At 64.2% G+C, this 14,014-nt stretch carries 13 protein-coding genes; 6 read left to right on the plus strand and 7 right to left on the minus strand.

The window, feature by feature from the left end; translation table 11 throughout:
• Positions 1-133: 133 nt before the first annotated feature.
• On the plus strand, positions 134-1,024 hold the full coding sequence (locus AC0J42_RS00095; protein ID WP_416421664.1) for a TauD/TfdA family dioxygenase: 891 nt from the start codon (positions 134-136) through the stop codon (positions 1,022-1,024).
• Positions 1,025-1,026: 2 nt separating this feature from the next.
• Positions 1,027-1,626, plus strand: coding sequence for a LysE family translocator (locus AC0J42_RS00100; protein WP_416421665.1), 600 nt, complete (start codon positions 1,027-1,029; stop codon positions 1,624-1,626).
• A gap of 4 nt (positions 1,627-1,630) precedes the next feature.
• On the opposite strand, the gene AC0J42_RS00105 is transcribed toward AC0J42_RS00100, so the two are convergent.
• Positions 1,631-2,521 carry a LysR family transcriptional regulator gene (locus AC0J42_RS00105; protein WP_473004972.1) on the minus strand — a complete coding sequence of 297 codons (891 nt, stop codon included), beginning with the start codon at positions 2,519-2,521 and terminating at the stop codon, positions 1,631-1,633.
• A 117-nt stretch (positions 2,522-2,638) separates the two neighbouring features.
• On the opposite strand from AC0J42_RS00105, the gene AC0J42_RS00110 reads away from it, so the two are divergent.
• The gene (locus AC0J42_RS00110) at positions 2,639-4,288 is read left to right on the plus strand and encodes a GMC family oxidoreductase (protein ID WP_473004973.1); all 1,650 of its coding nucleotides are present in this window, start codon (positions 2,639-2,641) and stop codon (positions 4,286-4,288) included.
• Positions 4,289-4,384: 96 nt separating this feature from the next.
• Complete coding sequence (locus AC0J42_RS00115) at positions 4,385-6,007, plus strand: MFS transporter (RefSeq protein ID WP_473004974.1); 1,623 nt, start codon at positions 4,385-4,387, stop codon at positions 6,005-6,007.
• Between the two features lie 166 nt (positions 6,008-6,173).
• On the opposite strand, the gene AC0J42_RS00120 is transcribed toward AC0J42_RS00115, so the two are convergent.
• The 4 genes from AC0J42_RS00120 to glyQ form a co-directional block, all read right to left on the minus strand.
• A complete protein-coding gene (locus tag AC0J42_RS00120) occupies positions 6,174-6,947 on the minus strand; it encodes a lysophospholipid acyltransferase family protein (protein WP_416421669.1) in 774 nt (257 codons plus the stop codon).
• Between the two features lie 112 nt (positions 6,948-7,059).
• Positions 7,060-7,593: a D-glycero-beta-D-manno-heptose 1,7-bisphosphate 7-phosphatase gene (gmhB, locus tag AC0J42_RS00125; RefSeq protein WP_473004975.1), complete on the minus strand. Its 534-nt coding sequence runs from the start codon at positions 7,591-7,593 to the stop codon at positions 7,060-7,062.
• Between the two features lie 3 nt (positions 7,594-7,596).
• Positions 7,597-9,651: a glycine--tRNA ligase subunit beta gene (gene glyS / locus AC0J42_RS00130; RefSeq protein WP_416421671.1), complete on the minus strand. Its 2,055-nt coding sequence runs from the start codon at positions 9,649-9,651 to the stop codon at positions 7,597-7,599.
• On the minus strand, positions 9,648-10,595 hold the full coding sequence (gene glyQ, locus AC0J42_RS00135; protein ID WP_008367129.1) for a glycine--tRNA ligase subunit alpha: 948 nt from the start codon (positions 10,593-10,595) through the stop codon (positions 9,648-9,650). Before glyQ ends, glyS begins: the two co-directional genes overlap by 4 nt.
• An 82-nt stretch (positions 10,596-10,677) precedes the next feature.
• On the opposite strand from glyQ, the gene AC0J42_RS00140 reads away from it, so the two are divergent.
• A complete protein-coding gene (locus AC0J42_RS00140) occupies positions 10,678-11,229 on the plus strand; it encodes a DNA-3-methyladenine glycosylase I (protein ID WP_473004976.1) in 552 nt (183 codons plus the stop codon).
• Positions 11,230-11,267: 38 nt separating this feature from the next.
• Positions 11,268-12,155, plus strand: a complete 888-nt coding sequence (locus AC0J42_RS00145; protein WP_473004977.1) for a lysophospholipid acyltransferase — start codon at positions 11,268-11,270, stop codon at positions 12,153-12,155.
• A gap of 153 nt (positions 12,156-12,308) precedes the next feature.
• Here AC0J42_RS00145 and AC0J42_RS00150 read toward each other — a convergent pair whose 3' ends face one another.
• Together AC0J42_RS00150 and trkA are read right to left on the minus strand one after the other, a co-directional pair.
• On the minus strand, positions 12,309-12,602 hold the full coding sequence (locus AC0J42_RS00150; RefSeq protein ID WP_416427508.1) for a tetratricopeptide repeat protein: 294 nt from the start codon (positions 12,600-12,602) through the stop codon (positions 12,309-12,311).
• Positions 12,603-12,635: 33 nt separating this feature from the next.
• A complete protein-coding gene (gene trkA, locus AC0J42_RS00155; protein ID WP_416421674.1) occupies positions 12,636-14,009 on the minus strand; it encodes a Trk system potassium transporter TrkA in 1,374 nt (457 codons plus the stop codon).
• Positions 14,010-14,014 lie beyond the last annotated feature (5 nt).

Raw genomic sequence — 14,014 nt, forward strand, 5'->3', positions numbered from 1 at the left:
TGCAACCCGGACACTTTATCCGTTTTTCAAGGCCATGGCCGCCCCCCTACTCTGATCGGCTCCAAGGGATGCCCCACCCACTTCAGGAGAAAGGAGGTGACCTGGACTGCCAATGGATCAAGAGAACGAAGTCATGCCAAATACCAACATTGATGAGCTGCTGGCCGCGAGCATAACCAGTGGGGGATTGAGTCAGGAACAGATCGCGCAAATCCTCAACTTCAGGGTTTTCGGCAACCAGGCCGGTTACCTGCACCTGCAAGACCTGCCCATCGGCCAGATTCCGGCCACCCCAACCAGCCGCGATGCGTTGGCCAAGCCCGACGATGCCAGCGAACAGTGCCTGCTGCAAGCCACATCACTGCTGGGCCAGGCGATTGGTTACCCGCAGGAATCCAAGGGCGCCATCATCAACAACTTCTTTCCTCACCAGGCGCATTCCAAGGCTGCCAGCTCCGACAGCTATGACACCGAGCTGGACCTGCACACCGAGAACGCCTTCCACCCCGTGCAACCCGATTACCTGCTGCTGTTGTGCCTGCGCCAGGACCCGCTGGGCGAGGCGATTACCTATGTCACGTCCATCGACAACATGCTGGCGCACCTCAGCCATGCAGAGACCGCCTTCTTTCTGGACGAGCCCTACAACTTCCTGTCCGACTACAGCGCCACCGAGAAGAACTGCCGCATCGACATCGGCAAGCACCAGACGATTTTCTACGGGGACCCCAACGCCCCCTACTTCCGCTTCGACCCCCAGTTCATGGTGGCGCGCAGCGAGCAGGCCCAGGCCCAGCTGCAGCACCTGCACAACATTGCCTGGGAAGTGAAGCAGCCGGTCAAGCTGGCCACCGGCGACCTGCTGATCATCGACAACCGCAAGACCGCCCACGCGCGCAGCCCCTTCACCGCCCTGCTCGACGGCAGCGACCGCTGGATACAGCGCACCTTCGCTATCACCGGGCAACACCACTACACCGAGATGCTGGGCACCAACCAGCGTGTCTTCGACCTGGTAATCTGACTATGAGCACCACCTACCTCTCCTTTGCCCTGGCCGTGCTGCTGTTGATTGCCTCGCCCGGCCCCATCGTCGCCATGGTCATCGCCGATGCGCGACGCGCCTGGCCGGCGTGGACCATCGCCGGCGGCGTGGTGTCGGCGCAGGTGCTGCTGGTGTGCGCGCTGGTGGCGATCTACACCACCCTGCACATCAACGCCGCAGTGCTGAACTGGGGGCAGATCCTGGGCGGCGTCTACCTGGCGTGGTTGGGTGGCAATGCGCTGGTCAGCAGTTCGTCGGAGTCGGTGCAATGCTCCAGCAAGGGCTACGGCTTCTGGAAGACCATGGGGGTGGGCCTGTCCAACCCCAAGGACATCCTGTTCTTCCTGGCTTTCCTGCCGGGCTTCATTTCGCCCCACGAGCCCTTCACCGTGCAGGCGGCAGCGCTGATCCTGATCTGGGCGGCCATCGACGTCTCGATCCTGATTGCCTACAGCCTGCTGTCACGGCGCCTGGACCGCTACCGCCGGGTGCGCCGCCTGCTCGATTGCGCGCCGGGCATCGTCCTGTTGGGGTTGGGCCTGCTGTCGTTCTCGCTGGGCGTCTACCGGGTGTTCCAGTAAGCCTTCACCCGCGGTTGAGCAGCTGTGCCTGCTCGGCCGCGCACAGCTGCAGCAGGTAGTCCCACACCACCCGCAGCCGCACTGACTTGTGCAGCTCGCGGCGGGTGCTCATCCAGTAGCTGCGCTGGATGGTCTCCGTTGGTACCACCCGCACCAGCGCCGGGTCCTCCTCGGCCATGTACATGGGCAGCACCGCCACGCCCAGGCCCGCCCTCGCCGCCTGCTGTTGGGCAATCACGCTGGTACTGCGGAACACCACGTTGGGCGCGCGGCAGAAGCTGTTGAGGAACAGCAGTTCCTGGCTGAACAGCAGGTCGTCCACATAGCCTATCCAGTCATGGCCGGCGAGGTCTTCGCGGTTCACCAGCACGGGGGCCCGCTGCAGGTAGGCGGGGCTGGCGTACAACGCCAGGCGGTAATCGGTGAGCTTGCGGGTTATCAACAGGTCGGCCGAGGGCCGGTCCAGGTGAATGCTGATCTCCGCTTCGCGGTTGAGGATGCTGACGAAGCGCGGCACCGCCACCAGTTCCACTTCCAGCCCCGGGTAGCGCTCGAACAGGCCGCCCAGGCGCGGGGTAAGGAACATGATGCCGATGCCTTCGGTCACCCCCAGGCGGATCTTGCCCAGCGGCATCATCGGCTGGGTCATCTCTTCCTGGGCCAGCAGCGCGACGTTTTCCATGGCCTCGGCGTGCTTGAGCAGCGCCTGGCCGGCGGGGGTCAGCTCATAGCCCTGGGCGTGCTGCACGAACAGCGCGTTGCCCAGGCTCTGCTCGATGGCCTCGATGTGCCGTGCCACCGTGCTGTGGGTAGTGTTCAGGCGCTTGGCGGCGGTCAGCAGGCGGCCGCTGCGGTGCAATTCGAGAAAAAACCGCAGGTCGTTCCAATCGAACATGGGCATTCATCCGTTGCTCAAAAACGCACAGCCGGTGGGTGAAATTTCGCGTTTTCATCTCGAAGCTAATCAATACCATGGGGGAAGACAAGAATAAAAATCGGTGCGAGGTTCCCCATGCCATCAGTCCCAAGCGCCTACGACTACGTGATAGTCGGCGCTGGCCCCGCAGGTTGCCTGCTGGCCAATCGGCTTTCTGCCGACCCCGCTGTGTCCGTCCTGCTGCTGGAAGCCGGCGGGCGCGACAACTACCCCTGGATTCACATCCCCGTCGGCTACCTGTTCTGCATCGGCAACCCGCGCACCGACTGGTGCTTCAAGACCCAGCCGCAGCCCGGTCTCGATGGCCGCGCCCTGAGTTATCCACGGGGCAAGGTGCTGGGCGGCTGCTCGTCCATCAACGGCATGATCTACATGCGTGGCCAGGCCAGCGACTACGACGGCTGGGCGGCCCAGGGCAACGCCGGCTGGGGCTGGCAGGACGTGCTGCCGCTGTTCCGCCAGAGCGAACAGCACTATGCCGGCGATTCCGCCGCCCATGGCGGCAAGGGCGAATGGCGCGTCGAGCTGCAGCGCTACCGCTGGCCGATTCTCGACGCCTTCCGTAGCGCGGCTGCCCAGTGCGGCGTGGAGAGCGTGGATGACTTCAACACCGGGGACAACCAGGGCTGTGGATATTTCCAGGTCAACCAGCGCTCGGGCATTCGCTGGAACTCTGCCAAGGCGTTCCTGCGGCCCGTGCTCAAGCGCGCAAACCTGACGGTACTCACCGGCGTGCAGGTGGACCGCCTGGCTGTGGATAACGGCCGGGCCACCGCGGTGCATGCCCGCCATGCAGGCTTGGCGCAGTTATACACAGCCCGCAAGGAGATACTGCTGTGTGCAGGGGCGATTGGCTCGCCGGGCATTCTCCAGCGTTCCGGCATCGGCCCGCGCCCGCTGCTCGAGCGCCTGGGGATAACGGTGCAGCACGAGCTGCCCGGCGTGGGCGGCAACCTGCAGGACCATCTGCAGCTGCGGCTGATCTACAAGGTCAGCAACACCCGTACTCTCAACCAGGTGGCCAACAGCCTGTGGGGCAAGTTTGGCATGGGCGTGCGCTACCTGTATGACCGCAGCGGGCCGCTGGCCATGGCGCCCAGCCAGCTGGGCGCGTTCATCAAGTCCGACCCGCAGCAGCCCAGCGCCAACCTCGAATACCACGTGCAGCCGCTGTCCCTGGACCGCTTCGGCGAGCCCTTGCACAGCTTCCCGGCGTTCACCGCCTCGGTGTGCAACCTGCGGCCCAAGAGCCGCGGGCGCGTGGATATCAGCTCGGCCAGCCCGGACGATGCGCCCATCATCGACCCCAACTACCTCAGCCACCCGGAAGACCTGCGCGTCGCCGCCCAGGCCATCCGGCTTACCCGGCGCATCGTCGACGCCCCTGCCCTGCGCATCTTCAGCCCCACCGAATACCTGCCGGGCCCGCAGCTGGAAAGCGAAGAACAGCTGCAACAGGCGGCAAGTGCCATCGGCACGACTATATTTCATCCGGTGGGCACCTGCCGCATGGGCAACGGCCCCCAGGACGTGGTGGATGCCACCCTGCGCGTGCACGGCATCGAAGGCCTGCGCGTGGTGGATGCCTCGATCATGCCCGAGATAGTGTCAGGCAACACCTGCACTCCCACCTTGATGATCGCGGAAAAAGCCGCGCAGATGATTCTGCAAGGCACCCCGCGTGCGGAGGATAGAACCAGGCAAATTGCCCAGCCTGTCGCCTGACAGGCCGGGAACGGCGATGGCCGCCGCAGTCCGCGGCCATCGACAGTGGACAACAACAATAATCACTGTGCCCTCAGGGCGGGAAGGACCAAGACTATGGCGGACTACATACAGGGTCAGGGCGCGGGGGTCGTGCCGACTACAGCCAGCGAAGATCGCAAGATCATCTTTGCGTCGTCCCTGGGGACGGTGTTCGAGTGGTACGACTTTTTTCTCTACGGCGCCTTGGCGGCGGTCATCAGCAAGCAGTTCTTCGCCGGGGTCAATGAGACCACCGCCTTCATCTTCGCCTTGATGGCCTTCGCCGCAGGTTTCCTGGTGCGCCCGTTCGGTGCGCTGGTGTTTGGCCGGCTGGGGGACATGATCGGGCGCAAGTACACCTTCCTCATGACCATCGTGCTGATGGGCCTGTCCACCTTCGCCGTCGGGCTGTTGCCCACCTACGCCAGCATCGGCATCGCCGCGCCCATCATCCTGGTGTGCCTGCGCATGCTCCAGGGGCTGGCACTGGGGGGTGAATACGGTGGCGCTGCCACCTACGTGGCTGAACATGCCCCAAAAGACAAACGCGGCCTGCACACCGGCTGGATTCAGTCCACGGCCACCCTGGGGCTGTTGCTGTCGCTGCTGGTGGTGCTGGGTTGCCGCTACCTGACCGGCGACGCCTTCGAGACCTGGGGCTGGCGCCTGCCGTTCCTGCTGTCGATCATCCTGCTGGGCGTCTCCACCTGGATCCGCATGAGCCTGCATGAGTCGCCAACCTTCGCCCGCATGAAGGCCGAAGGCAAGGCCAGCACATCGCCCATCAAGGAGTCGTTCGGCTCCTGGCAGAACCTCAAGATCGTCTTCACGGCCCTGTTCAGCATCAATGCCGGGCAGGCGGTGACCTTCTACTGCGCGCAGTTCTACGTGCTGTTCTTCATGACCCAGATGCTGAAGATGGACCCCAACCAGGCCAACAGCCTGCTGATCATCAGCGTGATCATTGGCGCGCCGTTCTTCGTGATCTGTGGCTGGCTGTCCGACCGCATCGGCCGCAAGCCGATCCTGATGACCGGCCTGTTGCTGGCCACCGTGCTGTACTTCCCGCTGTTCAAGGCCCTGAGCCACTACGCCAACCCGCAGATCGACCAGGCCAGCCGCCAGGCGCCGATCACCGTGATGGCCGACCCCAAGGGCTGCACCTTCCAGTTCGACCCGGTGGGCAAGGCACGCTTCGACAGCCCGTGCGACAAGGTCAAGACGTTCCTGGTGAAGCAGGGCCTGCCCTACTCGTCCGCGCCGGCCGATGCGGCGAGCCCGGTGGTGGTGACCATCGGTGACAAGCGCATCGACGGCTACGACGAGGCCGCCATGCGCGCCGCCGTGACGGCCGCCGGCTACCCGGCGAAAGCCGACCCCAGCCTGGTGAACCAGCCCATGGTGGTGCTGCTGATCGTGGCCATGATCCTGATCGCCACCATGACCTACGGGCCGCTGGCGGCGGTGATGGTCGAACTGTTCCCCACGCGCATCCGCTACACCTCGCTGTCGCTGCCCTACCACATCGGCAACGGCTGGTTCGGCGGGTTCCTGCCCACGGTGTCGTTCGCGCTGGTGGTGTACACCGGGGATATCTTCTACGGGCTCTGGTACCCGGTGCTGGTGACGGGCGTGAGCCTGATAGTGGGGATTTTCTGCCTCAAGGAAACCCGCGGCGTGGACCTGGACAAGGTGTAAACCACAGGCATGAAAAAACCGGCGATCAACGCCGGTTTTTTTATGCCTCGAAAAACTTATGCACGTTTTGCATTGCGCCATCGCGTGTCGAAATAAGCTTTTAAATTAATCACTTACGAACGCTTTTGGAAAAATATCAAAATACTGTACACAAGTTATCCACAGATCAGCCGACGGCCGGCGTGTCTTTGACTTCCGGGTTTTCCGGCAGCGAACCCAGCGCCCGCTGGGTGGCTTCGTTCCACGCCGCCACACGATCGTTCAGCTCGGCAATGGCCCGCGGTCCGGTGCCGTTGGCGTACATCGGCTCGCCAATCACCACCTCGATGGTGCCGGCGCGCTTGCCCCAGCCTTCCTTGGGCCAGAACTTGCCGGCGTTGTGGGCAATGGGCAGTACCGGCAGCTCGGCGTTCACCGCCAGGGCCGAGCCGCTGCGCGAGAACTTGCCGATCTGGCCGAACGGCACGCGGGTGCCCTCGGGGAAAATCAGCACCCAGACGTTGTCCTTCAGCAGCTCGTCGCCCTTGCTGGCAACGACCTTGAGGGCCGCCTTGGGGTTGTCGCGGTCAATGGCGATAGGCCGCAGCATGGCCATCGCCCAGCCGAAGAACGGCACGTACAGCAGTTCGCGCTTGAGCACCTGGCTCAAGGGCTGGAAATATGCAGAGAGGAAAAAGGTTTCCCATGTGCTCTGGTGGTTGGAGACGATCACGCAGCGTTGCGCCGGCACGTGCTCGGCACCGGTGACCTTCACCTGGATGTTGAGGATAGTGCGGGTCAGGAACAGCGCGCAGCGGCACCAGTACACGTTGATGAAACGGTAGCGGGCCGGAAACTTGAGAAAGGGAGCAACGAAGAAGCTCAGGGTGCACCACAGCAGCGAGCTGGTGCCCAACAGCAAGTAGAAGACGAAAATGCGGATCGCCTGCAGTATCGACATAGCGGCTTGTACCGTTGCGGGCGAACCCGCCTGTTAGAAGCGCGCCTTCGAATCGACCCAAGCCTGCCGCGCCATCCGGTGGTGCGGCAGTGTTCAGGGATTCAACGGCGCCCTAGGTGTGGATAAGTGCTCTGGCTACAGCAGCCAGATCATCGAAAATCAGCGTCCCCTCGGGCAAGCCCTTGTCCAGGGTCTTGCAGCCTTTTCCGGTTTTCACCAGAACAGGTTGAGAGTCGACGGCCAACGCAGCCTCCAGGTCACCCTTGCTGTCACCCACGAACCACACACCGGCCAGGTCGGCCTGGTAGTGCGCGGCAATGGCCTGCAGCATGCCCGGGCGCGGTTTGCGGCAGGCGCAACCCTCGTCCGGACCATGGGGACAATAGACGATCAGCCCGACTTCGCCACCCTGCTCCGCCACCAGCGTGCGCAGGCGCGCATGCATGGCGTCGAGGGTGGCCAGGTCGTAGTAACCGCGGGCAATGCCCGACTGGTTGGTTGCCACGGCAACCGTCCAGCCGGCCTTGCTCAACTGCGCGATGGCGTCGATGGACCCGGGGATGGGAATCCATTCCTGCACCGACTTGATGTAGGCGTCGGAGTCTTCATTGATGACTCCGTCGCGGTCCAGTATCACCAGCTTCAAGGCTTACCCCAGCAGCGAAATGTCGGCAACGCCCAGGAACAGCCCACGCAGGCGCGACAGCAAGGCATAGCGGTTGGCGCGTACCTTGGCGTCTTCGGCGTTGACCATCACGGCTTCGAAGAACGCATCCACCGGTTCGCGCAGGGCGGCCAGGCGGGTGAGCGCTTCGTTGTACTGGCGGGCAGCTGCCATCGGTTGCACTGCCTGGTCGGCCTGCTGGATGGCCGAGTACAGCGAGAACTCGTGGGCGTTGTCGAAGTACTTGGGCTCCACGGTAGTGGCGATCGAGCCTTCGGCCTTGCCCAGCAGGTTCGACACGCGCTTGTTCACCGCGGCCAGGGCAGCGGCTTCCGGCAGCTTGCGGAAGGCCTGCACGGCCTGCACGCGCTGGTCGAAGTCCAGTGCCGAACCTGGGTTCAGGGCACGTACCGACAGGTAGGTGGCGACGTCGGTGCCTTCGTCTTCGTAACGCGCACGCAGGCGGTCGAAGATGAATTCCAGCACCTGGCCAGCCAGGCCGGCAGCCTTGACGTTGGCACCGAACGCAGACACGGCGAAGGCCACGGCCTTGTCCAGGTCCAGGTCCAGCTGCTTCTCGATCAGGATACGCAGCACGCCCAGGGCGGCACGGCGCAGGGCGTACGGGTCCTTGCTGCCGGTAGGCAGCATGCCGATGCCGAAGATGCCGACCAGGGTGTCCAGCTTGTCGGCGATGGCCACGGCGGCACCGGTGAGGGTGCTTGGCAGCTCGGCGCCAGCGCCACGCGGCATGTACTGCTCGTTCAGGGCCAGGGCGACGTCGTCGGGCTCACCGTCGTTCAGGGCATAGTAGTAACCGGCCACGCCTTGCATTTCGGGGAACTCGCCGACCATCTCGGTGGCCAGGTCGCACTTGGACAGCAGGCCGGCACGGGCGGCGCGCTGGGCGTCGCCGCCGATCAGCGGGGCGATGAAGGCGGCGAGCTTGGAAACGCGCACAGCCTTGTCGTAGACGCTGCCCAGCTGGGCCTGGAACACCACGTTCTGCAGGCGCTCGTTGAAGCTTTCCAGCGGCTGCTTCTTGTCCTGCTTGAAGAAGAACTCGGCGTCGGTCAGGCGTGGGCGCACGACTTTCTCGTTGCCCAGCACGATCTGGCTCGGGTCCTTGCTCTCGACGTTGGCCACGGTGATGAAGCGCGGCAGCAGCTTGCCGTCCACGTCCAGCAGGCAGAAGTACTTCTGGTTGTCCTGCATGGTGGTGATCAGGGCTTCCTGAGGCACTTCCAGGAAACGCTCCTCGAACGAGCACACCAGCGGCACTGGCCATTCGACCAGGGCGGTCACTTCGTCCAGCAGGGCCGGCGGCACGATGGCCGTGCCTTCCTGCTGCATGGCCAGCTCGGCGGTGCGCTTGCTGATCAGTTCACGACGCTCGCCGGCGTCGGCCAGCACGTAGGCCTTGCGCAGGTCTTCGGCGTAGTTGGCCGGGGCGCTGATGCGCACGTTTTCCGGGTGGTGGAAGCGGTGGCCACGCGATTCACGGCCGGCTTTCTGAGCCAGGATGGTGCAATCCACCACCTGGTCGCCCAGCAGCATCACCAGCCACTGGGTCGGGCGCACGAACTCGACCTTGCGGGCACCCCAGCGCATGCGCTTGGGAATCGGCAGGTCGTTGAGCGAGTCTTCGACGATGGTCGGCAGCAGCGAGGCAGTCGGCTTGCCGACGATGCGCTGGCTGAAACGCAGCTTCGGGCCGCTCTGGTCGATTTCGGCCAGGTCAACGCCGCATTTCTTGGCGAAGCCCAGGGCCGCCTGGGTAGGGTTGCCTTCGGCGTCGAAGGCGGCCTGGCGTGGCGGGCCGTCGAGGTTGATGCTGCGGTCAGGCTGCTGGGTGTCCAGGCCGCTGATCAGCACGGCCAGGCGACGCGGCGCGGCGTAGACCTTCTTGGCGGTGAAGTTCAGGCCGGCGGCCTGCAGGCCTTTCTCGATACCGCCCAGGAACGCATCGCCCAGGGTGTTCAGGGCTTTTGGCGGCAGCTCTTCGGTGCCCAGTTCAACCAGGAAATCTTGAGCACTCATTGTGCAGCCTCCAGCTTAGCCAACACTTCATCACGCAGATCAGGGGACGCCATGGGGAAGCCCAGCTTGGCGCGGGCTTGCAGGTAGCTTTGCGCCACGGCGCGGGCCAGGGTGCGCACGCGCAGGATGTACTGCTGGCGGGCGGTGACCGAGATCGCGCGGCGGGCATCGAGCAGGTTGAAGGTGTGCGACGCTTTCAGGACCATTTCGTAGGTCGGCAGCGGCAGCTCCAGCTCGATCAGGCGGTTGGCCTCGCTTTCGTAGAAGTCGAACAGTTCGAACAGCTTCTCGACGTTGGCGTGCTCGAAGTTGTAGGTCGACTGCTCCACTTCGTTCTGGTGGAACACGTCGCCATAGGTGACCTTGCCGAACGGGCCGTCGGTCCACACCAGGTCATAGACCGAGTCCACGCCTTGCAGGTACATGGCCAGGCGTTCCAGGCCGTAGGTGATTTCGCCGGTGACCGGGTAGCACTCGATGCCGCCTACCTGCTGGAAGTAGGTGAACTGGGTGACTTCCATGCCGTTCAGCCAGATTTCCCAGCCCAGGCCCCAGGCGCCCAGGGTCGGCGATTCCCAGTTGTCTTCGACGAAGCGGATATCGTGGACCAGCGGGTCCAGGCCGATGTGCTTCAGCGAGCCCAGGTACAGCTCCTGGAAGTTCTCCGGGTTAGGCTTCAGGACCACCTGGAACTGGTAGTAGTGCTGCAGGCGGTTGGGGTTTTCACCGTAGCGGCCGTCACCAGGACGACGGCTTGGCTGCACGTAGGCAGCGTTCCAGGTTTCCGGGCCGACGGCGCGCAGGAACGTGGCGGTATGGAAAGTGCCGGCGCCTACTTCCATATCGTAGGGCTGAAGCACCACACAACCTTGCTCGGCCCAGTATTGCTGGAGCGCGAGGATCAAGTCTTGGAAGGTACGCACGGCTGGCGTAGGCTGGCTCACGAAATTCACCTGTTTCTAGGGCTGCGAATATAAAGAGCGGGAGTATACCCCGATTCGCCCTGACCTCTACCCATGGAGCCTTATGCCACGCTGCTTTTGGTGCTCGGATGAGCCGATCTACCAGGCTTATCACGACGAAGAATGGGGGGTTGAGCTGCGTGACCCCGGTCGTCTGTTCGAATTGCTGCTGCTGGAAGGCTGCCAGGCCGGCCTGTCGTGGATCACCGTGCTGAAAAAGCGCGAGCACTACCGCCAGGTGATGTTCGGCTTTGACCCAGAGCGGCTGGCACGCATGACCGATGAGGAAGTCGAGGCACGCATGCTCGACCCCGGCATCATCCGCAACCGCCTGAAAATCAAGGCCGCGCGGCAGAACGCCCAGGCCTGGCTGAAACTTGAAGACCCGGTGGCGCTGCTGTGGTCGTTCGTCGGCGGCAAGCCGCGCATCAACCATTTCCCCGACCGCAGCCACATTCCCACGCAGACGCCGGAAGCCGAAGCCATGAGCAAGGCGCTGAAGAAAGCCGGCTTCACCTTCGTCGGGCCGACCATCTGCTACGCCTTCATGCAGGCCTCGGGCATGGTCATGGACCACACCCAGGATTGTGATCGCTACGCCGCTTTGTGCCGCTGACGGTTACAATGGCGCCTTGCTGAATAAAGGAGTGGGCTGTGGATAAGTTCAAAGGCGCCCTGATGGTCGGGGCCCTGCGGTTGTTTGCGATGTTGCCGTGGCGCGCGGTCGAGGCCGTGGGCTCGGCCATTGGCTGGCTGACCTGGAAGCTGCCGAACCGGTCGCGGGAAATCGTGCGCATCAACCTGGCCAAGTGTTTCCCCGAGCTGGACTCCGCCGCGCGCGAGCGCCTGGTGGGCCAGAGCATGATGGACATCGGCAAGAGCCTGACCGAGAGCGCCTGCGCCTGGATCTGGCCGGCCGAGAAGTCGCTGAAGCTGGTGCGTGAAGTGCAGGGGCTGGAAATCCTCGAGCAGGCCCTGGCCTCGGGCAAGGGCGTGGTCGGCATCACCAGCCACCTGGGCAATTGGGAAGTGCTGAACCACTTCTACTGCATGCAGTGCAAGCCGATCATCTTCTACCGGCCGCCCAAGCTCAAGGCAGTGGACGAACTGCTGCAGAAGCAGCGCGTGCAACTGGGCAACCGAGTGGCGGCGTCCACCAAGGAAGGCATCCTCAGCGTCATCAAGGAAGTGCGCAAGGGCGGCCAGGTGGGTATTCCAGCCGACCCGGAGCCGGCGGAATCGGCGGGTGTGTTCGTGCCGTTCCTGGGCACCCAGGCGCTGACCAGCAAGTTCGTGCCCAACATGCTCGCCGGCGGCAAGGCCGTGGGCGTGTTCCTGCACGCGCTGCGCCTGCCCGATGGCTCGGGCTTCAAGGTGATCCTGGAAGCAGCGCCTGAAGCGATGTACAGCACTGACACCGAGACCTCGGTGGCGGCGATGAGCGAGGTGATTGCGCGCTATGTGCGGGCGTATCCGAGCCAGTACATGTGGAGCATGAAGCGCTTCAAGAAGCGCCCTGCCGGCGAGGCGCGCTGGTACTGACGATCAGTGGCGACGCGGATTCCCTGTAGCCGCTGCCGAAGGCTGCGCTGGCCCTGAACCACACTGAAGATCTTCAGCGTACTCGGGCGCCAGCGCAGCCTGGCGGCAGCGGCTACAGAGACCGTGGCTTCAGCTGGAGCAGGCAGGTTGTTGCTAAGGCGCCATGCGATCCAGCTTTTTCAGAAACACCGTCATTTCCTTCTCGGCCTGCTTGTCGCCATGGGCCTGCGCCGCAGTAATCCCCTGCTGCCACGCCGCCCGCGCACCGGCCACGTCGCCCTGCCCCTGCAGCGCCTTGCCCAGCAGCTTCCACGCCGCCGAATACTTGGGGTCCTGCGCCACGCAGCGGGCCAGGTGCTCCGCCGCCTTGGCATGTTCGCCCAGGTCCAGGTAACCCTTGCCCAGGCCAAAGCGCAGCAGCGAGTTATCCACACCCTTGGCCAGCATCTTCTCCAGTGATTCGAGCACGCGACAATCCTTCTAGAAGAAACTCAAGCCCACGTGGAACAGCTTCTCCACGTCACGAATGTACTTTTTATCCACAACGAACAGGATCACATGGTCACCCGCCTCGATCACCGTGGTGCCGCGGGCGATGATCACCTGCTCATCGCGGATGATGGCGCCGATGGTGGTGCCGGACGGCAGCGCGATGTTCTCGATGGCCCGGCCCACCACCTTGCTCGACTTGGCGTCGCCATGGGCCACCGCTTCGATGGCCTCGGCGGCGCCGCGGCGCAGGGAGTGCACGCTGACAATGTCGCCGCGGCGCACGTGGGCCAGCAGCGTGCCGATGGTGGCCAGTTGCGGGCTGATGGCGATGTCGATTTCGCCGCCTTGCACCAGGTCCACGTAGGCCGGGTTGTTGATCAGGGTCATCACCTTGCGCGCGCCCAGGCGCTTGGCCAGCAGCGACGACATGATGTTGGCCTCGTCGTCGTTGGTCAGGGCCAGGAAAATGTCGGCCTGGGCGATGTTTTCCTCCACCATCAGGTCGCGGTCCGAGGCACTGCCCTGCAGGATGACCGTGCTGTTGAGGGTGTCGGACAGGTGCCGGCAGCGCGCCGGGTTCATTTCGATGATCTTTACCTGGTAGCGGCTTTCGATGGCCTCGGCCAGCCGCTCGCCGATCTGCCCGCCGCCGGCGATCACCACGCGCTTGTTGCTCTCGTCCACGCCGCGCAGCTCGCCCATCACCGCGCGAATGTCCTCGCGGGCGGCGATGAAGAACACCTCGTCATCGGCCTCCACCACGGTGTCGCCGCGCGGCAGGATCGCCCGGTCACGGCGGAAGATCGCCGCCACGCGGGTCTCGACGTTGGGCATGTGCTGGCGAATCTGCCGCAGTTGCTGGCCCACCAGCGGGCCGCCGTGGAAGGCTTTCACCGCCACCAGCTGCGCCTTGCCGTCGGCGAAGTCGATGACCTGCAGGGCGCCGGGAATCTCGATCAGGCGCTTGATGTAGTGAGTGACCACCTGTTCCGGGCTGATCAGCACGTCCACCGGGATGGCTTCGTTGGCGAACAGCGCGTCGCGGGTCAGGTAGGCCGCGGCACGCACCCGGGCGATCTTGGTGGGGGTGTGGTACAGCGTGTGGGCGACCTGGCAGGCGACCATGTTGGTCTCGTCGCTGTTGGTCACTGCCACCAGCATGTCGGCGTCTTCGGCGCCAGCTTTCAGCAGCACCGTGGGGAACGAGGCGTGGCCCTGCACCGTGCGGATGTCCAGGCGGTCGCCCAGGCTGCGCAGACGCTCGCCGTCGGTGTCCACCACGGTAATGTCATTGGCCTCGCCCGCCAGGTGCTCGGCCAGGGTGCCGCCGACCTGGCCGGCACCCAGGATGATGATTTTCATCCGCT

The organism is Pseudomonas sp. Tav-5-1A (assembly GCF_055755055.1).

Bases quoted from the DNA above. Each gene is read 5' to 3' on its own strand.
- AC0J42_RS00095 (WP_416421664.1), top strand. From the start codon at position 134: ATGCCAAATACCAACATTGATGAGCTGCTGGCCGCGAGCATAACCAGT.
- AC0J42_RS00100 (WP_416421665.1), top strand. From the start codon at position 1,027: ATGAGCACCACCTACCTCTCCTTTGCCCTGGCCGTGCTGCTGTTGATT.
- AC0J42_RS00105 (WP_473004972.1), bottom strand. From the start codon at position 2,521: ATGTTCGATTGGAACGACCTGCGGTTTTTTCTCGAATTGCACCGCAGC.
- AC0J42_RS00110 (WP_473004973.1), top strand. From the start codon at position 2,639: ATGCCATCAGTCCCAAGCGCCTACGACTACGTGATAGTCGGCGCTGGC.
- AC0J42_RS00115 (WP_473004974.1), top strand. From the start codon at position 4,385: ATGGCGGACTACATACAGGGTCAGGGCGCGGGGGTCGTGCCGACTACA.
- AC0J42_RS00120 (WP_416421669.1), bottom strand. From the start codon at position 6,947: ATGTCGATACTGCAGGCGATCCGCATTTTCGTCTTCTACTTGCTGTTG.
- glyS (WP_416421671.1), bottom strand. From the start codon at position 9,651: ATGAGTGCTCAAGATTTCCTGGTTGAACTGGGCACCGAAGAGCTGCCG.
- AC0J42_RS00140 (WP_473004976.1), top strand. From the start codon at position 10,678: ATGCCACGCTGCTTTTGGTGCTCGGATGAGCCGATCTACCAGGCTTAT.
- AC0J42_RS00150 (WP_416427508.1), bottom strand. From the start codon at position 12,602: ATGCTGGCCAAGGGTGTGGATAACTCGCTGCTGCGCTTTGGCCTGGGC.
- trkA (WP_416421674.1), bottom strand. From the start codon at position 14,009: ATGAAAATCATCATCCTGGGTGCCGGCCAGGTCGGCGGCACCCTGGCC.